The 23,211-nt window shown below is 74.1% G+C and carries 22 protein-coding genes; 8 read left to right on the top strand and 14 right to left on the bottom strand.

The window, feature by feature from the left end; translation table 11 throughout:
- Positions 1–5 precede the first annotated feature (5 nt).
- The 3 genes from ACVCAH_RS16865 to ACVCAH_RS16855 all read left to right on the top strand — a co-directional run bounded on the left by ACVCAH_RS16865 (position 6) and on the right by ACVCAH_RS16855 (position 2,984).
- Positions 6–605 carry a TetR/AcrR family transcriptional regulator gene (locus tag ACVCAH_RS16865; RefSeq protein WP_447137080.1) on the top strand — a complete coding sequence of 200 codons (600 nt, stop codon included), beginning with the start codon at positions 6–8 and terminating at the stop codon, positions 603–605.
- Positions 602–2,230 carry an acyl-CoA dehydrogenase family protein gene (locus ACVCAH_RS16860; RefSeq protein WP_447137079.1) on the top strand — a complete coding sequence of 543 codons (1,629 nt, stop codon included), beginning with the start codon at positions 602–604 and terminating at the stop codon, positions 2,228–2,230. The genes ACVCAH_RS16865 and ACVCAH_RS16860 overlap by 4 nt, the downstream gene beginning before the upstream one ends.
- A 100-nt stretch (positions 2,231–2,330) precedes the next feature.
- Positions 2,331–2,984, top strand: coding sequence for a spermine/spermidine synthase domain-containing protein (locus ACVCAH_RS16855; RefSeq protein ID WP_447137078.1), 654 nt, complete (start codon positions 2,331–2,333; stop codon positions 2,982–2,984).
- Positions 2,985–3,002: 18 nt separating this feature from the next.
- Here ACVCAH_RS16855 and ACVCAH_RS16850 read toward each other — a convergent pair whose 3' ends face one another.
- Positions 3,003–4,259: a YncE family protein gene (locus tag ACVCAH_RS16850; protein WP_447137077.1), complete on the bottom strand. Its 1,257-nt coding sequence runs from the start codon at positions 4,257–4,259 to the stop codon at positions 3,003–3,005.
- A 199-nt stretch (positions 4,260–4,458) separates the two neighbouring features.
- On the opposite strand from ACVCAH_RS16850, the gene ACVCAH_RS16845 reads away from it, so the two are divergent.
- The gene (locus tag ACVCAH_RS16845; protein ID WP_447137076.1) at positions 4,459–4,911 is read left to right on the top strand and encodes an RNA polymerase sigma factor; all 453 of its coding nucleotides are present in this window, start codon (positions 4,459–4,461) and stop codon (positions 4,909–4,911) included.
- Complete coding sequence (locus tag ACVCAH_RS16840; protein ID WP_447137075.1) at positions 4,904–5,623, top strand: hypothetical protein; 720 nt, start codon at positions 4,904–4,906, stop codon at positions 5,621–5,623. Before ACVCAH_RS16845 ends, ACVCAH_RS16840 begins: the two co-directional genes overlap by 8 nt.
- Here ACVCAH_RS16840 and ACVCAH_RS16835 read toward each other — a convergent pair.
- On the bottom strand, positions 5,620–6,516 hold the full coding sequence (locus ACVCAH_RS16835; RefSeq protein WP_447137074.1) for a class II fructose-bisphosphate aldolase: 897 nt from the start codon (positions 6,514–6,516) through the stop codon (positions 5,620–5,622). The genes ACVCAH_RS16840 and ACVCAH_RS16835 overlap by 4 nt on opposite strands.
- Positions 6,517–6,532: 16 nt before the next feature.
- Positions 6,533–7,465, bottom strand: a complete 933-nt coding sequence (locus ACVCAH_RS16830; protein ID WP_447137073.1) for a 1-phosphofructokinase family hexose kinase — start codon at positions 7,463–7,465, stop codon at positions 6,533–6,535.
- A gap of 347 nt (positions 7,466–7,812) precedes the next feature.
- Here ACVCAH_RS16830 and ACVCAH_RS16825 point away from each other — a divergent pair, with 347 nt between their 5' ends.
- Positions 7,813–9,696, top strand: coding sequence for a YncE family protein (locus ACVCAH_RS16825; protein ID WP_447137072.1), 1,884 nt, complete (start codon positions 7,813–7,815; stop codon positions 9,694–9,696).
- Positions 9,697–9,709: 13 nt separating this feature from the next.
- On the opposite strand, the gene ACVCAH_RS16820 is transcribed toward ACVCAH_RS16825, so the two are convergent.
- On the bottom strand, positions 9,710–10,909 hold the full coding sequence (locus ACVCAH_RS16820; protein ID WP_447137071.1) for a citrate synthase: 1,200 nt from the start codon (positions 10,907–10,909) through the stop codon (positions 9,710–9,712).
- 68 nt (positions 10,910–10,977) lie between these two features.
- Between ACVCAH_RS16820 and ACVCAH_RS16815 the strand changes: the two genes are divergently transcribed.
- On the top strand, positions 10,978–12,111 hold the full coding sequence (locus ACVCAH_RS16815; RefSeq protein WP_447137070.1) for a citrate synthase: 1,134 nt from the start codon (positions 10,978–10,980) through the stop codon (positions 12,109–12,111).
- 130 nt (positions 12,112–12,241) lie between these two features.
- On the opposite strand, the gene ACVCAH_RS16810 is transcribed toward ACVCAH_RS16815, so the two are convergent.
- From ACVCAH_RS16810 to ACVCAH_RS16795, 4 genes are read right to left on the bottom strand one after another with little or no spacing between them, the layout of a single operon-like run.
- Positions 12,242–12,973, bottom strand: a complete 732-nt coding sequence (locus ACVCAH_RS16810; RefSeq protein WP_447137069.1) for an amidohydrolase family protein — start codon at positions 12,971–12,973, stop codon at positions 12,242–12,244.
- Positions 12,970–13,710, bottom strand: coding sequence for an amidohydrolase family protein (locus tag ACVCAH_RS16805; protein ID WP_447137068.1), 741 nt, complete (start codon positions 13,708–13,710; stop codon positions 12,970–12,972). The genes ACVCAH_RS16810 and ACVCAH_RS16805 overlap by 4 nt, the downstream gene beginning before the upstream one ends.
- Complete coding sequence (locus ACVCAH_RS16800; RefSeq protein WP_447137067.1) at positions 13,707–14,603, bottom strand: dihydrodipicolinate synthase family protein; 897 nt, start codon at positions 14,601–14,603, stop codon at positions 13,707–13,709. Before ACVCAH_RS16800 ends, ACVCAH_RS16805 begins: the two co-directional genes overlap by 4 nt.
- Complete coding sequence (locus ACVCAH_RS16795) at positions 14,600–15,775, bottom strand: DegT/DnrJ/EryC1/StrS family aminotransferase (protein ID WP_447137066.1); 1,176 nt, start codon at positions 15,773–15,775, stop codon at positions 14,600–14,602. The genes ACVCAH_RS16800 and ACVCAH_RS16795 overlap by 4 nt, the downstream gene beginning before the upstream one ends.
- Before the next feature lie 83 nt (positions 15,776–15,858).
- Between ACVCAH_RS16795 and ACVCAH_RS16790 the strand changes: the two genes are divergently transcribed.
- Positions 15,859–17,079, top strand: coding sequence for a hypothetical protein (locus ACVCAH_RS16790; RefSeq protein WP_447137065.1), 1,221 nt, complete (start codon positions 15,859–15,861; stop codon positions 17,077–17,079).
- Positions 17,080–17,210: 131 nt separating this feature from the next.
- Here ACVCAH_RS16790 and ACVCAH_RS16785 read toward each other — a convergent pair whose 3' ends face one another.
- From ACVCAH_RS16785 to ACVCAH_RS16760, 6 genes are all read right to left on the bottom strand, one after another.
- On the bottom strand, positions 17,211–18,266 hold the full coding sequence (locus ACVCAH_RS16785) for a dihydrodipicolinate synthase family protein (protein ID WP_447137064.1): 1,056 nt from the start codon (positions 18,264–18,266) through the stop codon (positions 17,211–17,213).
- An 8-nt stretch (positions 18,267–18,274) separates the two neighbouring features.
- Positions 18,275–19,291, bottom strand: a complete 1,017-nt coding sequence (locus tag ACVCAH_RS16780) for an NAD-dependent epimerase/dehydratase family protein (RefSeq protein WP_447137063.1) — start codon at positions 19,289–19,291, stop codon at positions 18,275–18,277.
- Positions 19,292–19,474: 183 nt separating this feature from the next.
- Positions 19,475–20,356 carry a Gfo/Idh/MocA family protein gene (locus ACVCAH_RS16775; protein ID WP_447137062.1) on the bottom strand — a complete coding sequence of 294 codons (882 nt, stop codon included), beginning with the start codon at positions 20,354–20,356 and terminating at the stop codon, positions 19,475–19,477.
- Positions 20,357–20,411: 55 nt separating this feature from the next.
- The gene (locus tag ACVCAH_RS16770) at positions 20,412–21,416 is read right to left on the bottom strand and encodes a hydroxyacid dehydrogenase (protein WP_447137061.1); all 1,005 of its coding nucleotides are present in this window, start codon (positions 21,414–21,416) and stop codon (positions 20,412–20,414) included.
- Positions 21,413–22,309: a carbohydrate ABC transporter permease gene (locus ACVCAH_RS16765; RefSeq protein ID WP_447137060.1), complete on the bottom strand. Its 897-nt coding sequence runs from the start codon at positions 22,307–22,309 to the stop codon at positions 21,413–21,415. The genes ACVCAH_RS16770 and ACVCAH_RS16765 overlap by 4 nt, the downstream gene beginning before the upstream one ends.
- Positions 22,306–23,205, bottom strand: coding sequence for a carbohydrate ABC transporter permease (locus tag ACVCAH_RS16760; protein WP_447137059.1), 900 nt, complete (start codon positions 23,203–23,205; stop codon positions 22,306–22,308). The genes ACVCAH_RS16765 and ACVCAH_RS16760 overlap by 4 nt, the downstream gene beginning before the upstream one ends.
- Positions 23,206–23,211: the final 6 nt, after the last annotated feature.

The raw sequence follows: 23,211 nt of genomic DNA, 5'->3' as shown, positions 1-23,211 counted from the left end.
CTTGCGTGGTCTACCGGAGCACCGAGCGGGTCAAGGCTCGGCTGAGCGCGTCGCGGGAGCGGATCATCACCGCCGCGCTCGAGATCATGGCCGGAGCCGGGTACGCCGGCTGCTCGGTGGCCGCCGTCGCCGAGCGGGCCGGCGTGGCCACCGGCACCGTCTACCGCCACTTCCCCGCCAAGGCGGACCTGTTCGCCGAGGTGTTCCGCACCGCCTCGCAGCGCGAGGTGGACGCGGTCGCGCGCGCCGCCGCGCTGGAGACCACCGCCGCCGAGCAGGTCTCCGCCGTCGTCGAGACCTTCTCCGGTCGCGCGCTGAAGTCCCCGCGGTTGGCGTACGCCCTCCTCGCCGAGCCGGTCGACCCGGCGGTCGACGCCGAGCGGCTCGTCTTCCGCCGCGCGTACGCCGACCTGATCGCCGGTTACGTCGCGGCGGGCGTGGCGAGCGGTGAGCTCCCTCCGCAGGACCCGGAGCTGACCGCGACCGCTCTGGTCGGCGCCCTGGCCGAGGCCATGGTCGGTCCGCTGGCGGCCGGGGTCGCCGGCCCGGACACCATCCCCAGCCTGATCAGGTTCATCCACCGCGCGCTTGGAGTATCGCCGTGACGACGCACGAGGTCCTCAACCAGGTTCCCCCGCTGGTCGGCTACGACGCGGCGGACGACCCGGCACTGCTCGACGGGCTCGCCCGCGAGGGCGCCGGGTGGGCCGCCGCCGAGCTGCACGAACTCGGCCGCCTCGGCGGCGCCGGGGAGGCGATCGAGCACGGCCGGCTGGCGAACGAGCATCCACCCGTGCTGCGCACCCACGACCGCTACGGCCACCGGATCGACGAGGTGGAGTTCCACCCGGCCTGGCACGAGCTGATGCGCACCGCGGTCGCGCACGGGCTGCACGCCGCGCCGTGGGCGGACGACCGGCCGGGCGCGCACGTGGCCCGGGCGGCCAAGTTCTACACCTGGCGCCCCGACGCCGGGCACGGCTGCCCGATCTCGATGACCTACGCGGCGGTGCCGGCGCTGCGGCACAGCCCGGAGCTGGCCGCGCGGTACGAGCCGCTGCTCACCGCCACGACGTACGACTTCGGGCTGCGCCCGCCGCTGGCCAAGCAGGGGCTGCTGGCCGGCATGTCGATGACGGAGAAGCAGGGCGGCTCGGACGTGCGCGCCAACGCCACCACCGCCCGCCCCGAACCGGACGGCACCTACCGGCTCCTCGGGCACAAGTGGTTCACCTCCGCGCCGATGTGCGACATCTTCCTCACCCTCGCCCAGGCGCCCGGCGGGCTCACCTGCTTCCTCGTCCCGCGCGTCCTGCCCGACGGCACCCGCAACCCGATGCGGTTGATGCGCCTGAAGGACAAGCTGGGCAACCGGTCCAACGCCTCCGCCGAGGTCGAGTACGAGCACGCGGTGGCCTGGCGCGTCGGCGACGAGGGCCGGGGCGTGCGCACCATCATCGACATGGTCAACCTGACCCGCCTCGACTGCGTCATCGGCGCGGCGGCCGGGATGCGCCAGGGCGTGCTCACCGCCGCCCACCACGCCACCCACCGGCAGGCCTTCGGCCGGTACCTCGCCGACCAGCCGCTGATGCGCAACGTGCTCGCCGACCTCGCGGTCGAGTCCGAGGCCGCCACCGTGCTGATGATGCGGCTCGCCGGCGCGACCGACCGGTCCGCCCGCGGGGACGCCGACGAGACCGCGTTCAAACGGCTCGCCCTCGCCGTCGGCAAGTACTGGGTCTGCAAGCGCTGGCCGGCGCACGCCGCCGAGTCCCTCGAATGCCTGGGCGGCAACGGCTACGTCGAGGAGTCCGGCATGCCGCGGCTGTTCCGCGAGTCCCCGCTGAACTCGATCTGGGAGGGCTCCGGCAACGTCGCCGCGCTGGACGTGCTGCGCGCTCTGGCCAGGGAACCCCAGGTCATGGCGGCGTTCCAGGCCGAGGTGAGCGCCGCCGCCGGCGCCGATCCACGGCTCGACGCCGCGATCCGCCAGGTGCGGGCCGACCTGTCCGACCACGACGACCTCGAACTGCGGGCCCGCCGCGTCGTCGAACGGCTCGCCCTGGTGCTGCAGGGCTCGCTGCTGGTGCGGCACGGCCACCCCGCCGTCGCCGACGCCTTCTGCGCCTCCCGGCTCGGCGGCGACCACGGGCAGGCGTTCGGCACCCTGCCCAGCGGTGTCGACTTCGCCGCGATCATCTCCCGCGCGGTGCCCAAGGTGGGCTGACCCGGACGACGCCGCGGCGAATGTGCGCGACGGCCGCAGCCGGGCGCGGGGCCCGGAAATGCGGCGGACCGGGCCGGCAACGGGCGACTAGGTTGGTGCGGTGGAATCGCGAGCCGTCACCGTCGAACGACGGGTCACCGAACGGGGCGAACTCGTCCTGCGGGCCAGCGGCGGGCACTACGAGGTGATCAGCAACGGCGTCTTCCTGATGGACACCCGGGCCGGGCGGTCCGAACGGCTGCTGGTTCAGACGGCGCTGGGCGTCGTACCCGGGAACGCGCGAATGCTGATCGGCGGGCTCGGGGTGGGCTTCTCGCTGGCCGAGGCGGCCCGCTCCGAGCGGCTCGCGGAGATCACCGTGGTGGAGATCGAGCCGGCGCTGGTGGCGTGGCACCGGACGCACCTGTCCCGCTTCAGCGCACACGCGCTGGACGACCCCCGGGTGAACGTGGTGACCGCCGACATCGTGTCCTTCCTGCGCGCGACCGACCAGCGCTTCGACGCGATCTGCCTGGACGTCGACAACGGTCCGGACTGGACGGTGTTCGACGGCAACGCCGCCCTCTACGGTGCGCACGGAACCGCCCTGCTGCGGTCCCGGCTGCTCCCCGGCGGGGTGCTGGCGGTCTGGAGCGCCGCCGCCTCCGCGGCGTACGCCGAGCGGCTGGCGGAGCACGTCGGGCCGGTGCAGACCTACCGCGTCGAGGTGCCGCGCGGCGACCCGGACGTCGTCTACCTCGCCCGCGCCCGCTGAGCCGCGGTCAGGGCGGCGTCAGGCGCCTCCGGCCCGGCTGCGCAGCGCCACCAGCCCCGGCACGGCGACCCGACCCCGCTCCACGCCGGTGGCGGGATCGTGCCAGCTCACCGCGTCGCGTTGGCCGACGTGCAGGCGGGTGCCGTCGGGGCTCAGCACAAGACCGGTGACGGGTTCGCGGACCGGCCAGGCGGTGCCGGGGCCGAGGCGCGCGAGATCCACCGTACGCACCGTCGTGCCGGCGCCGACGAAGAGCCGGTCGCCGTCGGCGGCGGCGTGCGCCGTGCCGGTGCCCGTGGTCAGCGTGGCGGTCCCGCGTACCGTCAGGTCCTCGGTGGAGATCTCCGCGACGCCACCCGAGGCGACGTCGGTGACGAAGAGCCGGCGCCCGTCGGGGGTGATCGCCATGGCGTGACCGTTGGCCGGCGCCTCCCCGAACGGGTGCGGCAGGTCGACGCAGTACGCCCACCGCTCGACGAGGTTCAGCGTGTGCACGAACGCGTGCGCGTTGCCGGGCCGCCCGCTGGCCAGGTCGCGGCTGTGCCGGTGGCCGGGCTGGTGGGTGTAGAGCGTGTAGAGCGTGCGGCGGTCCGGGGCGAGCACGGCCTGGCGTCCGTCGCCGCGCATCTCCTCCTCGGCGCCGGGCGGGACCGGCGCCTTGGCGCGGGTGGAGAGCGGGCCGGGCGCCCTGGTGGCCAGGTCGACGACGCGGACCCGGTAGCGGTCCGGCGCCGCCGCCGGCAGCCACTCGAGGACGAACAGTCCGGTGTGATCCCCGGTGAACGCCTCGGGCACGAAGTTGCCACGCAGCTCCAGCCGGTGCCGCACGCCGGTGAGATCGGCGATCAGCACCGGCGTCACGTCCCGCCCGGCCGGGCGCCCCGCGGTGACACTCACCTTCTCGGCGGTGAAGGCCACCGCCGTACCGTGGGCGGAGACGGCCTGCGGTACCCAGCGTCCGGGCAGCGTGACCCGGGGGGAGGTACGGCCGGTGCCGGTGTCGATCCGCCAGAAGGCGGTGTCGGCACCCTGCGCGGCGGCCGCGTAGATCACCAGCCCGTCCGCGGTGGCGACGGCGTCCGGGATCGTCTGCCGCTCGCCGCCGCGCAGCACGCCGAGGCCGCCGTCGAGCTCGACGAGCAGCGCGTCGGGAAGGGTGACGGCGGGTGGCGCGGTCGCGCCGCCGACCGGGTCGCAGCCGACCAGCGCGGCGGCGCCGGTGCCGGCGAGCGCGGTCAGCAGGGTGCGCCGCGAGATCGTCGTGTTGGGCATCATGTCCCGGTGACACCGCCACGTCCGCCGGGGTTCCGCCCGGGCGGATGGAACCGGCGCGGCGTCGGCGGTGTCATGAGTTCAGTCCCCACCGGAGGTTCCCCTGGACGACGAAGAGTCCGTCACCCGAGCCCGGGCCGGTGACCTGGAGGCGTACGAACTCCTGGTCGCCCGGCACACCGCGTCCGCCTACCGGACGGCGGTGCTGCTCGGCGCGGGCTCGGATGCCGAGGACGTCATCCAGGAGGCGTTCGTGAAGGGATACCGCAAGCTGTCCCGCTATCGGGGCGAGTCGTCCTTCCGCTCGTGGCTGCTGGCCATCGTCGCCAACGAGACCCGCAACCTGCACCGCTCGCGCGGCCGGCGGGACGGACTCGTGCTGCGGGCCGCGGCGAACCGGGAGTCGGAGGTCGCCGAGGACGTCGCGGTGGGCAGCGTCCTCGCCGCGGAACGCCGCGCCGTGCTGCTGCAGGCGCTGCGCCGGCTGCCGGTGAAGGACCGGGAGGTGATCGTCTGCCGATTCTTCCTCGACCTCAGCGAGGAGGAGACCGTGACGACGCTGGGGTGGCCCCGGGGCACGGTGAAGTCGCGGACGTCCCGGGCGCTGGCGAAGCTCCGCGTCCTGCTCGACGGTGAGGTGGTTCGCGGTGGATGACCTCGAAAGGGAGCTGCGCGACCTGTCCGCCTGGCTGGAGACGCCCGAACCGCCCGACGTCACCGCGCGGGTACGCGCGCGGCTCGGCACACCCGCGCCCGGCCGCCGCCGGTGGCGTTACTACCTGGCCGCGGCGCTCGTCGCCCTGCTCGTCGCGTTGCTGCCTCCCGGGCGGGCCGCCCTCGCCGACGCCGTGTCGGGGCTGCTGCGCTTCGCCGGGATCATCGTCGACACGTCGCAGGAACCGGCACTGCCCACCGGCACTCCGTCGCCGATACCGACACAGCGGCCCGCCGCCCTGCACGAGGCCCAACGGCAGGTGCGCTTCCCGATCCGGCTACCGGCGGCGCTCGGCCCACCCGAGCAGGTGCTGCTCGCCGACCCCGACGGCACGGGCAGCTACCGGGTGGCCACCCTGCTGTACCGCGGGGGCGCGCTGCGCATCGACGCCTTCGACGGCGGGCTCGATCCGGTCTTCCACAAGCAGGCCAGCGGGCCGGGCACGGAGTTTGTCGAGGTCGACGGTGACTTCGCCATCTGGGTCGGCGGCCCACACGCCGTGTCGTACGTGGACCGCACCGGCCAGGTCCGGGTGGAGACCGCGCGGCTCGCCGCCTCGACCCTGATCTGGCAGGAGGCCGGGGTGACCTACCGGCTCGAAGGCGAGCTCAGCAAGGTCGAGGCGGTCGGGATCGCCAACACGCTCGACTAGCCGAGCCCCTCCCCCGGACGCGCCGGAGCGGCGGCGCGGGCGGGGCTGGCGAGCAGCCGGAGGAAGTGCTCGACGGTCTCCGTCATCGCGGCCCGACCGAGGGAGAGGTACCCGCGGGGGTCGGTGACGCCGCCGTCGTCGGCGAGGCGGGCCCGGACCGCCGAGGTGAACGCGACGTTCAGCGCGGTGCCGATATTGATCTTGACGATTCCACCGGCCACCGCTCGGACGAGTTCCTCGTCGGGCAGCCCCGACGAGCCGTGCAGCACCAGCGGCACGCCGACGGCGTCGCGCAGCTTGCCGATCAGCGCGTGGTCGAGGGTGGCCGTCCGGGTGGTCATGGCGTGCCGGCTGCCGACCGCCACGGCCAGCGCGTCCACCCGCGTCGCCGCCACGTACGCCGCCGCCTGGTCCGGGTCGGTGCGGGCGCCCGGCGCGTGGGCGTCCAACGGCGCCTCGCCGGCCTTGCCGCCGATCCAGCCCAGCTCCGCCTCCAGCCACAGTCCCCGCTCGTGGGCCCAGTCGGCGGCCCGCCGGGTCGCTGCCACGTTGGCCGCGTAGGGCAGCCCCGCCGCGTCGTACATCACCGAGCTGAATCCGGCGTCGGCCGCCTGGCGCAGCAGCCCCTCGTCCCGTACGTGGTCCAGGTGCAGCGCGACCTCGACGCGGGCGGCCCGGGCCACCTCCGCCGCCGCCCGGGCCAGCGGAAGCACCTGCCCGCCGTGGTACTTCACGGCGTTCTCGCTGATCTGGAGGATGGCCGGGGCGCCGGCCCGTTCCGCCCCGCCCACGATCGCCTCGGCGTGTTCGAGCGTGACGACGTTGAAGGCGACGGCCGCGTGGCCGCTCCGCGCGGCCCGCGCGACGAGGTCGGCGGTGGATGACAGGGGCATGGCTGGACTCCGGTCGTCAGGTGGTGTCGGCAATCGGCGTGCGCGACACGGCCGGTCGGGGGGCGAGCCGGTGGTAGGTGTCGGCGTCGAACTGGCCGGCGCGGGGCGCCCGTACCGTGGCCGCGGACAGCGCCACGGCGTCCGCCAGCCGGTGCGGCCACGGCGTTCCGGTGTGGATGCCGGCCCCGATCGCGGCGACGACCGAGTCGCCGGCTCCGGTCGGGTTGCCGACCAGCGGTACCGGCGGTCCGGCGCGGAAGGTGCCCTCGGGAGTGACGGCGAGCAGGCCCTCCGGCCCGAGGGAGGCCACCACGGCCCGCGCCCCGGCCGCGCGGAGCGCTTCGGCGGCGGCGAGCGGGTCGGGCAGGCCGGTGGCGTCGGCGAGTTCGGTGGCGTTCGGTTTGACCACGTCCGGGCCCGCGGCGATCCCGGCCAGCAGCGGCGGTCCGGCCGCATCCAGGATCACCGGCACGCCGGCTCGCGCGGCCGCGTCCGCCAGTTCGGCGTACGCCCTCTGGGGCAGGCCCGGCGGCAGGCAGCCGGAGAGGACGAGCACCGACGCGTCGGCGAGCAGTCGCCGCACCTGCCCGCGGAGCGCGTCCCACTCGTCGCCCGCCACGGCCGGGCCGGCCTCGTTGAAGACGGTGGCGTCCCCGCTGGCGACGTCGACGACGGTGAACGTCCGCCGGCTCTCCCCCGCGGTGCCGACCAACCGGTGGGCGATGCCGTGCCGGTCGAGGTCGGCGGCGATGGCCGCGCCGGCGAGGCCGCCGCGGAACGCCACGGCGACGGTGGGAAGCCCCAGCGTGTGCAGGACGCGGGAGACGTTGATCCCCTTGCCGCCGGCCTGGACACCCACGTCGGTGACCCGGTGGCTGCGGTGCGGCACCAACGACGCGACGGTGTGCGTGATGTCGAGCGCGGGGTTCAGCGTGACCGTGACGATCATGTCGCGCCCGGGTCCACCGGGGCAGGGTGTCGCATGACCCCTCCAACCGCTTTCGTATCGGGCTGGACCGTAAGACGGCAACGGCGGTCCTGGCAAGTGCCGGCCTATCCGGATGGGCCGGCCGGACGTCGGCTTGTCGAGGGCTGTCCGGCCGGACAAGGGCGGCGCGCCGGGCGGAGCTGCGGTCCACGGGCGGGCCGACCCTTGACGGCCTACTGCCGCCATGATTAAGGTCCGGGCCGTAATGACGCGGACGAACGGAGACCACGATGCCCCTCAGCCGTCGATCGCTCCTCGCGGGTAGCTGCCTCACCGGCGCGGCCCTTGCGGTGGGCCAGGGTCCGCTGGTGGCGCCGGCGTTCGCGCAGGACGACGAGCCGCTCACCCCGACCAGTTTCGGTCCGGCGTCGTTGACCGCCGCCGTCCGCGGCGCCGCCGTCATCGGCGACAGCGTCTTCATCACCTCCCGGTTCAACACACCGGAGGGGAAGATGCGGCTGGGCGAGTTCGACGTCCACACCGGCGAGATGCGCGGCATCGACGACCTCGCCATCCCGAGCAACGGTGGGCAGAAGCTCGCCGCCGACGGCCGCTACGTCTACATCGGCCCGGCCGGCAGCGCCCACGTCTACCGGTTCGACCCGCAGACCAGAGAGCTGGTGGCCTGGGCGCGGGCCGGGGGCAGCACCACCTGGTACTACGACATGGTCGTGCACGGCGAGCACCTCTACCTCGGCACGTACCCCGACTGCACGGTGAAGCGGGTCCGGCTGGCCGACGCGACGGTCGAGACGTACGGTCGCATCTCCAGCTCGCAGTACGCAGCGGCCGTCGCGGTCGACGACGAGTACGTCTACGGCGGCTCGGCCGCGCCCGGCACCCTGCTGGTCTGGCCGAAGGCCGGCGGCACCCCGACCAACCTGACCGCGCACCTGAGCGCCTCCCCGGTCGGCATCCTCGACCTGACGGTCGCCGACGGGGTCATCTACGTCGCCAGCGGCCGGCAGCTGATCTCGTTCCGCCGCGACGGCTCCGACCGGGTCTCCCGGGACATCCCCGCCGAGGACCGCTACATCGACCAGGTCACGGTCGGCAGCGACGGCAAGGTGTACGCGCTGACCCGGCTCACCACCAACCTCTACGAGGTGACGGCGGACGGCCTGGTCAAGGTCGGCAAGCCGCTCGCCGACGTGGAGAACCAGCTCCTCGCCCCGCTGCCGGGCGGTGTCCTGCTCGGCGTGAGCGGCCTCGGGCACGTCTGGCGGGCGACGCCGAACGGCCCGGCCAGCGTGTGGCAGACCGCCACCCGGGGCTTCGGCTACCCGGAGACCATCCAGTCGATGCTGCGGCACACCCGGAACACGATCTGGGTGGGCGGCCACTACGCGATGACGGTGCACCGCCCGGAGGCCGGCACCAGCCACCGGTTCGACGTCAACGGCGAGGTCAAGGCGATGGCCGAGGGGAAGGCCGGCACGGTGTACGCGGGCCTCTACCCGAGCACGCAGATCGTGGCGATCGACCCGGACAGCTTCGCCGTCAGCGTGCTGGGGCTGCTCGGCAACGAGCAGCTGCGCACCAAGCGGATCCACGTCGACCGGCCCCGCAACCAGCTGATCGTGGCGTCCAGCCCGCAGACCACCAAGCACACCGGCGCGCTGACCTTCATCGACCTGGCCAGCAACAGCGTCGACGCGCACCGGGAGTTCCTGCCCGAGCAGAGCGTGATGGACGTGGTGGTGCAGGGCACCACGGCGTACATCGCGGGCGACACCTACGGCGAGGGCACCACCGGCCCGATCCGCCGGACCGCGCAGGTGGCCGCCGTCGACATCGTCACCCGCAAGCTGCTCTGGCGCGAGGAGATCAAGCCGGACTGGCAGTCGTACGAGAGCTTGCACGTGGTCGGCAACCTGCTCTACGCGATGGGCCGGCGTCCGCGCGGGGCCTGGTTCGCCTACGACCTGATCACCGGCACCATCGTGATGGAGGGTGACCTCGGCGGCTACGGCCAGTTCAACGGGGTCGACGGCCGGGTGTTCTCCTGGGTGCACTGGACCAACGACATCTGCGAGCTGCCGACCGTTCCGGGCGGTGAGGTGACCACGCTGTACGACAACGTGCCGCGTGGCTGGTACAACAACCCGGCGTTCAACTTCACCCCGGACGGCAGGGCTACCTGGGGGATGCTCGGCATGGACCTGGCCCGCTTCCCGCTGCCGAAGGAGTAGCCGCCCCGCCGATTCAGGCTGGCGCGGGGGTCGGCCCGGTGTAGCCGCTGCTCCACCGGAACCGGTTGCTCGGCTGGGCGTACTCCTCGATGACGTGCGCGATCCAGCCCGCTGTCCGGGCGACCGCGAAGATCACCTCGGCCGCGCCCGGGCCCATGCCGGTCGCGTGCGCCAACGCGGCTACGGCGAAGTCGACGTTGGGCAGGGCGTCCCGCCGCGCCGCCGTGGCGATCAGGCCGTCGACGGTTCGCCGCAGGTCGCCCTCGACCGGCAACTCCGTGACGAGATCGAGCAGGGCCGCCCCGCGCGGGTCGCCCTCGGGATAGAGCGGGTGCCCGAAGCCGGGCAGCCCGCCGGTCCGCAGCCACTCGGCGATCGCGGCCGACGCCCCGTCCCGCAGCGCGGCCTGGATGAACCGGTGGACGCTGCTGCCGATCGCGCCGTGCATCGGCCCGTCCAGCGCGCCGAGACCCGCGAGCACCGCCGCGTACGGGTTCGCTCGGGTCGACGCCGCGACCCGGACCGCGATGGTCGAGGCGGCCAGGTCGTGGTCGGCGAGCAGGACGAGTGCGGCGTTGAGCGCGCGGACGCCGGCCGCGGACGCCGGGGCGGCGGTCAACCGGGACCACAGGCGGGTCGCCAGGCCGTCGTCTGGTGGCGTCCCGCCCACCGGGGGCAGGGCGTCGACCATGGTGGACAGCAGCGCGGGCGCGAGCGCGGTAACGGTGGCCGGCGCCAGGTCGAAGCGCAGCGGGTCCATCGCGGCGGCGACGGCGACGATCACCGGCAGCCGGTCGAAGAGCCGGGCCTGAGCGGGCAGGTGGTCGCTGGCCCGCCTCGCCCGCTCCAGGGTCTCCGCGGACGCGGTGAAGGCGGCGTGCCGCCGCTCGCCCGTCCACAGCCAGTGCGCGACCTCCTCGAACGGGGCGACCGGCGCGAGGGTCGCGGCATCCAGTCCCCGGTAGTGCAGCCGCCCGTACGCGATCAGGGTGGTAGCGGTGCGCATCGCCGGGGCGGCGTCGCGTTCCGGCCGGGTCGCCTGCGTACGGGCGGCCAGCCGCTCCACGTCGGCCAACCGGAACCGGCTGACCCGATCGCCGGGAACCTTGACCCGGTCAAGCAACCCTCGGCTGACGTACGCGTAGACGGTCTCCGGCTTGATGCGCAGGCGGTTCGCCACCTCGACGGTGGTCAGCAGGTGCTCCGCGGGCATGTGGCCATGCTCTCACATTGACTGGATCAATGTTGACTGGCTCGGTTCGCCGGCACGAGGCTGCCGGCATGGCTGACACCATCACCGTTCCACGCGGGCTCGCCGGCGTCGTGGTCACCGACACCACCATCGGCCACGTCCGCGGCCACGAAGGCTTCTACCACTACCGCCAGTTCTCGGCGATCGACCTTGCCGAGCACCGGACGCTGGAGGACGTGTGGGCGCTGCTCATCGACGGTTCCCTCCCTGCCGAGCCCAAGGCGCTGCACGACGAGATCGCACCGCTGCGCCACATCCCGCCCGCGGTCGCCGCCGCCCTGCCCGGCATCGCCGCCGCCGCGACGGCGCAGGACCCGATGAGCGGGCTGCGCGCCGCGCTGGCCGTCGCCGGCCTCGCCGCCGGAGCCCGCCCGCTCTACGACACCTCGTCCGCCGAACGGCGGTCCCAGGCGATGGCGCTCTGCGCCCTCACCCCCAGCCTGCTGGCGGCCCTGTTCCGGCTGCGCGCGGGCCTGGCGCCGATCGAGTCGCGCGACGACCTGTCGCACGCGGCGAACTACCTGTACATGATCACCGGCGAGGAGCCGTCCGAACTGCACGCCCGCGCCGTCGAGCGCTATCTGATCGCGACCGTCGACCACGGGTTCAACGCGTCGACGTTCACCGCCCGCGTCATCGCCTCCACCGGCGCCGACATCTACGCCTGCGTCGGTGGCGCCCTGGGGGCGCTGTCCGGCCCGCTGCACGGCGGAGCTCCGAGCCGGGCCCTCGACACCCTCGACGCCATCGGCTCCATCGACCGGGCAGACGCGTGGTTGCGCTCCCGGATTCTGAACGGCGAGCGGATCATGGGGTTCGGGCACCCGATCTACCGGACGGAGGACCCGCGGTCCCGCATGCTCAAGGGGATCGCCCAGAGCCTCGGCGGGCCGCTGGTGGACCTCGCGGTGGCCGTGGAGGAGCGGGTCCTGTCGTTGCTGGCGGAGCTGAAGCCCGGCCGGGAGCTGCACACCAACGTGGAGTACTACGCGGGTGTCGTCATGCACCTGTGCGGGCTGCCCCGGGCGATGTTCACACCGACCTTCGCCACCAGCCGGGTCATCGGGTGGTGCGCCAACGTGCTGGAACAGGCCGCGGACTCGAAGATCATCCGGCCGGACTCGAAGTACGTGGGCCCTCCTCCGCCACAACCGCTGCCCTGAGCGGACCGTAGGGCGGGCAACGGCGGTACGTACCGCGTCCGGGCCGTCTCCCGACGAAAGGCGACCCCGGCGGCCCGTCAGCGCGGCCCCGGCGGCCCGTCGTGCGCGGCGCCGCCGGGCTGGCGCGGCGTCAGGAGACGTCGAGCCGGAACAGCTCGGCGGCGTTGCGCCAGGCGACCCGCTCGGCCAGTTCCGCGTCGAGGTCGGCGGCGAGCACCGCGCCGTACGCGGCGGCCGGGTCGATCAGCGTGGCGTCGGTGCCGAAGAGCAGTCGCTCGGGGTTGACCGCCGCCGCCACGGCGGCGAAGCGCCCCGCCTCGGTGTGCGAGAAGCAGGGCTCCAGCCAGAGCCGGTCCACCCCGTTGGCCGCCTCGATGGCGTGCCGCCAGCCGTTCGCGCCCATGTGCCCGGCGATGGCGCGCGCACCGGGGATGTCCGCGACCGCCTGGGCCAGGTCGAGCGGCGTCGCGTCCCAGGTGTGCACGAGGGCGGGCAGGTCGTGCGCGGCGGCCAGTTCCAGCGCCGCCCGGGTCTGCGGAGAGTTCGCCGGCGAGCCGGTGTAGTCGGTGTGAATCTTCACGCCGACGAACCGGCCGGTCGGCAACAGCTCCCGCAGGTCCCGTTCGGCGTCGTCGAGCCGGCGCGGGTTGACCGTCAGGTAGCCGAGCAGCCGGTCGCTGCTCTCCAACACCCGGGCCATCGCCCGGTTGCCGGCGGCCACGTCGTAGATCACCGCCTCGGTGGCGGAGACGACGGCCAGGTCGATGCCGTACCGGTCCATCACCGCGAGGTTGGTGGCGACCGCACCGACCTCCATGCTGAAGAACCACGGTCCCCAGTGGGCGTGCACGTCGATGATCATCGGGTCAGTCCCAGGATCCGGTGGGCGTTCCCGCCCGTCACCGCCGCCACCGCGGACGGGCCGAGCCCGGCCCGGGCCAGTCGCAACCGCGGCACGACGGGCTCGTAGAACGGGGTGCGGGAGCCGTACAGCAGGCGCTCCGCGCCGACGTGGGCGGCGATGGTCTCCAGCGCGTCCGGCGAGTTGAGCAGCCGGGTGGAGGTGTGGAAGCCCGGCTCGTCGCGGGCCGCCACCACGAAGTCGCCCAGGTGGTAGAAGTGCGTGTCGAGGAAGACCACGGTCGCGCCGCGCAGCGGCCGCCAGAACCGGCGGACGTCCCCGCCGGTCAGGATGACCAGGCCGGCCTCGGCCGCCCGCCGGGCGACGTGCCGCACCGACGGGAAGTCCGGCTCGACGTGCTGCTCGTCGGGGAAGAGCCGGACGGCCCGGAAGCCGCGCTCGGCGAGCCGGACGACCTCCCGCTCGGCACCGAGCGGGTCGCGCAGGTCCAGCCCGCCCACGGGCAGCACGCCGGGGCCGGCGAGGGCGGACACCTCGTCGTTGCCGCTGCGGACGTCGAACAGGGCCGCCCGGAGGCTGGCCACGGCCGCCCGCTCGACGCCGTTGGCGGCCAGTGTCGCGGCGACCGCCGCCGGCTCGCCGGTGGGCCCCGGTCGGTCGGCGTACCGACCGACGAGCACGTCGATGTCGAGGGTGACCGGCGGCAGGTCGCCGGCGGCGAACGGGTTGCCGGTCACCGGCGCCCCGCCACTCGCAGCACCCGGTCCCGGTCGCCGTCGGGCAGCGCCGGGGCGTGCGGGTCGCCCGCGTGGTCCGCCGGGATCCGCCCCTCCTCCGCGGCGATCCAGAGCATGCGTTGCACGTAGCCTTCCATCGGTTCGGTGAACGTCACCTCGGCGAGCCGGTCGAGGTCGGCGGAGGTGGTGAGGAACTCGTCGTACCGCTTGTCGGCGTAGGCCCGCAGCACCCGGGCGGTGACCGGGACGGCGGCGGCGGCCAGGCCGACCAGGGCCGCCTCGGCCCCCCACATCAGCGACGGCCCGAACATCCGGTCCTCGCCGGTGACCGCGAGCCGGTCCGCCCGGTGCGCGGCGGCCAGGGCCGCCTGGCAGGCGAGGGCGTCGTGCAGCCGGGCCACCTTGACCCCGGCGACGCCGGGGTGCTCCAGCAGGGCCGCCAGTCGCGGCGCGGAGTAGGGCCGGCTGTAGAGGTCGAAGGCGAGCATCGGCAGCCCGGCGGCGCGCCAGACCGCGTCGTGGTGGTCGACGGCGTCGCCGTCGACCGGGAAGACCAGCAGGCCGGACGCGCCGAGGGCGGCTGCCCGGGCGGCCTGCGCGGCCACGTCGTCGGTGTGCTCCCCCGGCCGGCCGCCCACCCCGACGATCACCGGCACCCCGGTGTCGACGGCGCAGCGGACGACCAGGTCGCGGGTTGCCGCGTCGAGGTAGGGGCCGCGGCCGGTGTGGGCGCACACGGCGAGGGCGTCCGCGCCGTCGGACACCAGCCCGCGCAGGTACCGGTCGAGCACACCCGCGTCGACGACGCCGGCCGCGTCCACCGGGGTGGCGGTAGCGGCGACCAGCTGCCAGCGCAGCCGGTCACGCAGCGCGGCGGCGGCCGGCGCGATCACGCGGTCACCGCCGCGCGGACGGCCCGGGCGATCTCGTCGACGTGCGCGTCGGTGTACCGCTCGTTCCAGTCGATCACCAGCAGGGTCTGCGCGATGAGCCGCTCGGCGACGGGGAACGCGCCGGGGCCGTAGGTCGGCAGCCGGTCCGCCGGCGGCACGGTCAGGGGGAAGCGGGAGGTGCCGTAGACGGGCGACTCGGTCAGTGCCGGGGCGCAGTGCAGGGGCTGCTCGAGGTAGCCGGCGCGGGCCGGTATCCCGGCGGCGGCGAGTTTCCCGGCCACCTCGTGGTTGGTCAGCGGCGGGTCCAGCACGATCGGGAACAGCCACCAGGCGTGCGCGTCCACGTCCGCCGGCAGGTGCACGCCGGGCAGGTCGGCCAGGGCGGCGACCAGCCGCCGGGCGGTGCGCCGCCGGTCGGCGAGCACCCCGGGCAGCTTCGCCAGTTGGGCCCGGGCGACGGCGCCGGCCAGCTCGGTCATCCGGTAGTTCAGGCCGAGGCCGACGTGCCGACGGGCCTCGTCGCGCGGCCAGCCCTTGTCGGCGAAGAGCCGCATCCGGCGGGCCAGCGCCGGGTCGTCGGTGACGGCCAGGCCACCGTCGCCGCAGGTGATGTGCTTCCACTGCTGGAGGCTGAAGCAGCCGATCGCGCCGGCCGTGCCGGCCAGGGTGCCGTCCGGGTAGCGGGTGAGCCAGGCCTGCGCGCAGTCCTCGATCAGCGGCACGCCGGCGGAGTCGGCGACCGCGCGCAGGTCGGCGGCGGCGCCGAACAGGTGCACCGCGAGGATCGCCCGGGTGCGCGGCCCGATCGCGGCGGCGACCGCCGCGGGATCCAGGTTGCCGGTGTACGGATCGACGTCGGCGAAGACCGGCACCGCGTTCTGCGCGAGAATGGGCGCGACCGTGCCGAAGTCGCTGATCGGAGAGGTGATGATCTCGTCGCCAGGATCCGGCGCGACGGCCGCGACGGCCAGGTGCAGGGCCGCGGTTCCGGAACTGGCGGCCACGGCGTGCGACACTCCATGGCGGTCGGCCATCTCGCGCTCCAGGGCGCGGACCTCAGTGCCCCAGACCGAGCTGAGCATGCCCGACTGGAGCACCCGGCTGACCGCGGCCAACTCCTCCGCGCCGATCGTCCGGCCGCTGGCGTCGGCCATGCTGGGAAACGACGACACGCACCCTCCCGGGCTTTCAGTAATACCGGGCCTGACCGTAATCTTGTGCTGCGAACAATGCAACCCCCCGACAGGAGGCAGCGGTGACCATCGAGATCGGGGTCATCGGTCCGCACGACCTGGTCGACGACGTGGCCGCCACCTGCGAGGAGCAGCCCGGCGTCACCGCCCGGCGGCTGCACTACGACCACGAGTCGCAGGCTCCGGCGCTCGCGGAGGCGCACGCCGGTCAGGTCGAGGCGTGGCTGTTCACCGGCGTCGTGCCCTACACCCTGGCCCGGGAGGCGAACGCGCTCAACCGCCCGGCGGTCTTCGTCGACTACACCGGCGCGACCCTGCTCCAGGCCGCCGTGCGGCTGTTGCGCGCCGGGCACGACGTGACCCGGATGTCGATCGACACGGTCACCGGCGCCGACGTCGCCACCACCTTCGGTGAGGCGGGCCTGCCGGTGGACCGGGTCCGGTCGCTGCCGTACCGCAGCGGCCTCGGCTCCGACGAGGTGATCGCCTTCCACCGCCGGCAGCGCAAGGCCGGCGCGGACGTCGCCGTCACCTGCATCAGCTCGGTGTACGAGGTGCTGCGCCACGAGATGGCGGCGTTCCGCCTCGCCCCATCGAACCACTCGGTACGCACCGCGCTGCGCCAGCTCCTGCTGCACGTCGGCAGCCAGGCCCAGGAGGACGCCCAGATCGCGCTCGGGCTGGCCAGCCTGCCCGACGGCGACGACGGGCTGCTCAAGGAGGTGGCCGGGCTCGGCGGCACGCTCGCCCGGTTCGCCGCCGACACGTACCTGATCGTCACCACCCGCGGCCCGCTGCACGACGCGACCGGTGGGTTCACCGCGCTGCCGATGCTGCGCCGCCTCGCCGACCGGCACGAGCGGGTGCAGATCGGCTTCGGGCTGGGACGCAGCGCCGCCGAGGCGGAGAACCTGGCCCGCCGCGCGCTGAGCCGGGCCCGCCGGGTCGGCCCCATCACGGCGGTGCTGTCGCTGCGCGGCGAGACCGACATCGTGCTCGAGTCGACCACGCCGGCCCCGGCGCCGTCGGAGGGGAACCTGGCGGTCATCGCCCAGCGGGTCGGCCTGTCGGTGCCCACCCTGCTGCGGCTGCGGGAGGTGCGTACGGCGGTCGGCGACGAGCCGCTGACCAGCCGGGAGGTGGCCGACCAGCTCCGGGTGCAGCAACGCACCGCCCGGCGCATGCTGCACCGCCTGGAACTGGCCGGCCTGGCCGAGCGCACCGGCAACCTCGCCTCCGGCACCAGCGGCCGCCCCCTCACCCTCTACCGCCTGACCCTCTGACCCCCTGACCCTCCGACCCGCGCCCGCGCCCAGCCCGGTTGATCATGAGGTTAGCGGCAGGTTCGGAGATCAATCTCGCCGCTAACCTCATGATCAACGCGAGCTGAGGGGACCGCGTGGAGGGGTGGTGGTCAGGAGAGCCAGTCGTGAAGGTGTTCGGCGACGAAGTCGTCGTCGCGCAGGTGCGGGTAGGCGCGGTGCACCCGGTCCAGTTCGGCCAGTTGCCCCGGCGAGATCTCCTCTGCCGGGTCCAGGCACCAGCGGCCGGCCAGCAGGCCCTGCCGGCGCAGCACCTCGTGGATGCCGGGGATGCAGCCGTGGTAGCCGTTGGCCGCGTCGAAGATGGCCGCGTTCGCGTCGGTCAGGTGACCGTCCAGGGTGAGCAGCCGGCGCAGCGCGGCGTCGTCACCGGCGCGGGCCCGGCGGGCCTCGTCGAGCAGCGTCACCGCGGTGCCCGCCCAGACCGCCCACTGGCCGAGCAGCCCACCGACGAACTCGACCTCCACCGTGCGCCCGTCGAGGATGACCCGGTGCGGCGCCACCAGGTCGGCGAGGATGTGGTCGTCGTTGCCGGTGTAGAGGGCGAGGTCGCCGTTGCGACCGGCCGCGCAGACGCCGTGCAGCACGTCGAGGGTGCGGTAGCGGTCGAACGGGGCCACCTTGATGCCGACCACCGAGTCGAGGGCGGCCAGCCGGGCCCAGAAGGTTCGGGACAGCTCCCGGCCGCCGACCGCCGGTTGCAGGTAGAAGCCGATCACCGGCAGCACCTCGCCGACCGCCCGGGCCCGCTCGACGAGGGCGTCCTCGTCCAGCGGCCCGTACGGCGACAGCAGCACCAGGTGGTAGCCGAGCGACGCGGCGAGTTCCGCCTCGGCGACGGCCTGGGCGGTGTCCCCGCAGGCGCCGGCGACCAGGATCGCATCCGAGCCGGCCGCGGTCTCGGCGGCCAGTTCCAGCACCGGGGCGAGCAGCCCCACCTTCGGATCGTGGATGGCGAACTGGGTGGTGTGCACGCCGACGGCGATGCCGCCCGCGCCGGAGGCGAGGTAGTAGCGGGTCAGCGCGCGCTGCCGGCGCTCGTCGAGTTTGCGGTCGGCGTCGAGGGCGAGCGGGTGGGCGGGGATGACACACCCGCGCTGGAACCGGGCCAGGGCGGCGGCCCGTCGGGTGCTCGATGCGGTCAACACGGTCTCTCCTAGAACTTGCCGTCGCGGCGCTGGAATCCGGTCGGCTTGCCGAGCAGGGGCTGGCCGTCGGCGACCCAGTCGGCCGTCAGCTCGATCAGCTCGGCGAGCGGCAGGTCGGGGTAGCCGAAGAGCCGGTGGCAGAGCTGGGCGTTGGACAGCAGCGCGGTCGGCGCCTCGGCGCCGGTGAAGACCGGCTCCCGGCCGAGCCGCGCGGCGACCGCGGTGGCCACCTGCCGGACCGAGACCAGCTCCGGCCCGGTCAGGTTCAACACGAACGGCGGGGTGCCGGTGTGGTACAGGGCGCGCAGGACGACCTCGTTGGCGTAGCCCTGCCAGACGACGTTGGCGTGCCCCATGGTGAGGTCCACGGCCTCGCCGGCGTGCACCGCGCGGGCGATGTCGACCAGCACGCCGTAGCGCATCTCGACGGCGTAGTTGAGCCGGATCAGGGCCAGCGGGGTGTGGTCGCGCAGCGCGAAGTGGGTGAGGACGCGCTCGCGGCCCAGGCAGGACATCGCGTACTCGCCGACCGGCTGGACCGGGGTCTGCTCGACGCAGCCGCCGGCGGTCACCGGCACCAGCGGGTAGACGTTGCCGGTGCTCAGCGCCACCAGGCGCGACCCGGCGAAGCGCTGCGCGACCCGCCCGGGCAGGTAGGCGTTGGTGGCCCAGGTTGCGTGTTCCCGGCCGGAGGTGCCGAACTTGGCGCCGACCAGGAAGACCACGTTCGGCGCGTCGGGCAGCGCGGCCAGCGCCGCGTCGTCGGCGACGTCCGCCTCGACCACCACGGCGCCCTCGTCGCGCAGCGCGTCGGCGAGGCCGGCCTCGGAGAAGCGCGACACGGCCACGACCCGGGCGCCGGTGCCCGCCGCGGCCACGCCGCGCAGCGCCAACCGCACCAGGCTCGGCCCCAGCTTGCCGCCCGCACCGAGGATCAGGATGTCCCCGTCGAGCTTGCGCAGGTCGTCCACCAGGACCTCCCGCGGGCGGGAGAGCCGCTCCTCCAGTTCCGCCACCGTACGCATGCCACCACGCCCCTTCCGAAGTAACGGTCATGACCGTAACTTCCGGCTAGAGGGGCGTCAAGGTGTCCGGCGGGGACGGTTCGGCCGGCGAGGGTCCGGCGGGCCCGGCAGGCTGCCGCGGCGTCGCGGGCCGGGCGGGCTGGCGCGGGACGCGCGAGCCTGGTGGGCCGGGGGCGTCCCGGGTCAGGCCGTGGCGCGGGCCGCGGCGAGGACGCCCAGCACAGCGCGGGTCTGCGCCCACGGCACCGGGCTCGGCGCGCCGCGGACCATGCCGAGGAAGGCGTCGATGGTGGCCCGGTAGCCGAGTTCGTCGGCGCCGCCGCGCAGCACCACCCGCTGCTCCCCGCCTGCCGTGTGGACGGTCACCTCGTAGGCCTCGCCCTGGCTGACCCCGAGCACCTCCACGGTGCCGGGCACACCGTCGTCCCACTGCAGGGCGAGCAGCCCGGTGTCCTCCGAGCGCAGCCCACGGTGCCGGCGTACGGTGCCGGCGGCCCCGACCAGCCGCACCGCCGGTCCGAGCAGCGCGACCAGCAGCTCCATACCGTGCAGGCCCATCATCACCAGCGTGCCGCCGCCGACCGCCGGGTCGTCCTGCCACGGGTTGTAGCCGGTGGCCCAGAGCCCGACGTCGTGCCGCACGGTGGCGCGGACCGACAGCACCTCCTCGCGCGGCACGTCGAACGCGACGAAGTCCGGCGCGAAGCGCAGCACCGAGGAGGTGAGCACCAGCTCCGGGGCCCGGGCCACGACGAGTTCCAACCGGTCGAGCTGCCCGACGGTCGCGGCGGCCGGCTTGTTGACGAAGCAGGGCAGCTCGCGGGCCAGCACCTGGGCCAGCGCGTCCGGCACGCCCGAGGTGGGGACCGTGAGGACCACGCCGTCCGGGCCGGTCGCGAGCAGCGCGGCCAGGTCCGGCGCCACGGCCACCTCCGGCTGCTCGGCCCGGAACCGCGCCAGCCGCTCCGGGTCGGGCTCCCACACCACCAGCTCCGCGTGGTCGCGCAGCGCGCGGGCGTCGGTGTAGGGGTGACTGGTGGCGAGTCCGGCCAGAGCGATGCGCATGAGCGCAGAGGCTACTTCTCCCGCCTCCGGCCGCGCCAGTGCAGGTCAGCGGCGGTCAGCCGGTCCGGTCGAGCTGCTCCGGCCGCACCTCGTGCGCCAACGGTCGTCCGCGCAGGAACCGGTCGATCTCGGCCACCACGATCGCGCCGGCCCGCCGCCGCGACTCAGCCGTCCCGGCCGCCTCGTGCGGCGTGAGCAGCACGTTCGGCAGCCGGCGGAACGGATGGTCGACCGGCAACGGCTCGGCGTCGAACACGTCCAGCGCAGCGTCGATCCGCCCGGTGCGCAGCGCGGCCAGCAGCGCGGCCTCGTCCACCAGCGCCGAGCGGGCGGTGTTGACCAGCAGCGCCCCGTCCGGCAGCCGGGCGAGCTCGCGCGCCCCGATCATTCCGACGGTCTCCGGCAGCACCGGCGCGTGCAGGGAGACCACCAGGCTGCGGGCGAGCAGGTCGTCGAGGCCCACCCGCTCCACACCGAGCGTCGCGGCCTCCGCGTCGGACAGGTACGGGTCGGCCACCAGCACCCGCGCCCCGAGCGCCCGCACCAGAGCGAGGTACGCCCGGCCGGTCCGGGACGCGCCGACCACGCCGACCGTCGCCCCGCGCAACTCCCGCCGGGGCGGGGCGGCCTTCGCGACCGCCCAGTCGACCCCGCTGCGCAACGCGTGGTCGAACCGGTGCAGCCGGTGCAGCAGGGCGAGGGTGAGCGCGAGCGCCTGCTCCCCCACCGCGTACGCCATCGCCTCGCCGGCCTGGGTGACGCGCACCCCGCGGGCGAAGCTCTCGGGAGTGACGAACGGTTTCACGCTGGCCCCGGTGTGTGCGAGCAGCCGCAGCCGGGGCGCCGCGGCGAGCACCGCGGCCGTCAACGGGGCCGTGCCCCAGCCGGTGACGACGACGTCGGCGTCGGCGAGCAGGTCCGCCATCACCCGCGCGTCGCCGACGTCGGCGCCGTCGGCCGGAAGCCGCACGTCGCCCAGCCCGCGCAGCCCGGCGCGGGTGTCCGGGTCGAGGAACAGCTCGCGGACGTCGGGCGTCGCCGCCACCGCGATGACGCTCACCCTTTGATGCCCGTGGTGGAGACGCCCTCCTGGAAGTACCGCTGGCCGATCAGGTAGGCCATGAAGATCGGCACGAACGCCACCACCGACCCGGCGAGCAGCATGTTCAACGCCACGTTCTCCTGCTGCAACGAGGCGATGCCGGTGGTGAGGGTCCGCATGTCGAGGCTCTGCCCGACGATGAGCGGCCACAGGAAGTCGTTCCAGTGCCAGAGGAAGACGAAGACGCCCAGGGTGGCCAGGATCGGCTTGATCAGCGGCAGCACGATCGAGACGTACACCCGCCACTCCGAGCAGCCGTCGAGGCGGGCCGCCTCGAACAGCGAGTCGGGCAGCGACGCGATGAACTGCCGCATGAGGAACACCGCCTGGGCGTTGGCCAGCGTCGGCACGATCATGCCCCAGTAGGTGTCCACGCCGTTCAGCTCGGAGATGATGATGAACGTCGGGATCATCGTGACGTGGTACGGCACCATCAGCATGGCCAGGAACGACCAGAACATCGTCTCCTTGCCGGGGAACCGCTTCTTGGCGAAGGCGTAGCCGGCCATCGAGGCGAACAGCAGCACGCCGACCACCGACACCACCGAGTAGACGACGGTGTTCCACATCCAGCGCAGCACACTCTTGGCGCCGACCACCTGGTCGTACGCCTCGGTGGAGAACGGCCAGGGCAGCAGGCTGTCCGGGAAGGTGACCGGTCCGGTCGGCTTGAACGACAGCACGACCATCGCGTAGAAGGGGAAGAGGGTGAGCAGGGCGCCGGCCAGCAGCAGCGCGGTGCGCCCGATCACCCAGCCCCGGCTCGCCCGGCCGACGCGGTAGGGGCGCCGGTCACGCCGGGGCGCGTCGGTGGCCGGAGCGGCGGCGGGGGGCGTGATGGTGTCGGTCATTCTTCCCTCCCGAGGGTCAGCCGCTGGATCAGCGCCACGACGATCGTCATCACGAACAGGGCGACCCCGATGGCACTGGCGTAACCCAGGTCGAAGTACTTGAAGCCCTGGTCGTAGAGCAGGTAGACGAGGCTGTAGCTGGCGCGTACCGGGCCGCCGGCGGTCATCACGTAGATCATGTCGAAGACCTGGAACGACACGGTGGTCTCGATGATGGCGACGAAGAACAGCGCGGGTCGCAGCTGCGGCAGCGTGACGTAGCGGAAGCGCTGCCAGGCCGAGGCGCCGTCGGTCAGCGCCGCCTCCTCCAGTTCGGCCGGGATGTCCTGCAGCCGGGCGAGCAGGATGAGCATGCCGTAGCCGAAGCGGGACCAGACCGAGACCAGCACCAGGGCCGGGATCACCAGCACGCTGTCGGCCAGCCAGGACTGCGCCGGCAGGCCGAGTGCGCCCATCGCCCGCGACCAGGGGCCGCCCTCGGAGAAGACCCAGCTGAAGACCACGCCGGCCAGCACCAGGCTGGTCACCACCGGGAGGAAGAAGACCGACCGGAAGAGCTTCGCGCCGCGGAAGGCGCGGCGGGTCAGCAGCGCCATGCCGAGCGAGGCCAGCATCGACAGCGGTACGGACAGCGCGGTGAAGATGACCGTCACGCGCAGCGCGGACCAGAAGGTCGGGTCGTCGACGAGCCGGCGGAAGTTCTCCAGGCCGGTCCAGCTGGTCTCACCGCCGATGGTGTAGTCGGTGAAGCCGAGGACGACCCCGGCGATCGCCGGGCCGAACCGGAAGACGGCGAAGAGCAGCAGGAACGGCAGGACGAACAGCAGGGCCGTGCCGGCCTCGCGGGCGGACGGCCGGCGCAGCCGCCGGACCGGCGTCCCCGGTAGTGCAACCATCTGACA

The sequence above is a fragment of the Micromonospora sp. LZ34 genome, from assembly GCF_052981855.1.
The sequence above is the reverse complement of the archived record's forward strand: the minus strand, read 5'-3'. Positions and strand labels throughout refer to the sequence as shown.

Coding starts and splice junctions, on each gene's coding strand:
- ACVCAH_RS16830 (WP_447137073.1), bottom strand. CDS start 7,465: ATGATCGTCACGGTCACGCTGAACCCCGCGCTCGACATCACGCACACC.
- ACVCAH_RS16820 (WP_447137071.1), bottom strand. CDS start 10,909: ATGCCCGCGGAGCACCTGCTGACCACCGTCGAGGTGGCGAACCGCCTG.
- ACVCAH_RS16835 (WP_447137074.1), bottom strand. CDS start 6,516: ATGCCCCTGTCATCCACCGCCGACCTCGTCGCGCGGGCCGCGCGGAGC.
- ACVCAH_RS16850 (WP_447137077.1), bottom strand. CDS start 4,259: ATGATGCCCAACACGACGATCTCGCGGCGCACCCTGCTGACCGCGCTC.
- ACVCAH_RS16815 (WP_447137070.1), top strand. CDS start 10,978: ATGGCTGACACCATCACCGTTCCACGCGGGCTCGCCGGCGTCGTGGTC.
- ACVCAH_RS16775 (WP_447137062.1), bottom strand. CDS start 20,356: ATGCGCATCGCTCTGGCCGGACTCGCCACCAGTCACCCCTACACCGAC.
- ACVCAH_RS16765 (WP_447137060.1), bottom strand. CDS start 22,309: ATGACCGACACCATCACGCCCCCCGCCGCCGCTCCGGCCACCGACGCG.
- ACVCAH_RS16760 (WP_447137059.1), bottom strand. CDS start 23,205: ATGGTTGCACTACCGGGGACGCCGGTCCGGCGGCTGCGCCGGCCGTCC.
- ACVCAH_RS16780 (WP_447137063.1), bottom strand. CDS start 19,291: ATGCGTACGGTGGCGGAACTGGAGGAGCGGCTCTCCCGCCCGCGGGAG.
- ACVCAH_RS16810 (WP_447137069.1), bottom strand. CDS start 12,973: ATGATCATCGACGTGCACGCCCACTGGGGACCGTGGTTCTTCAGCATG.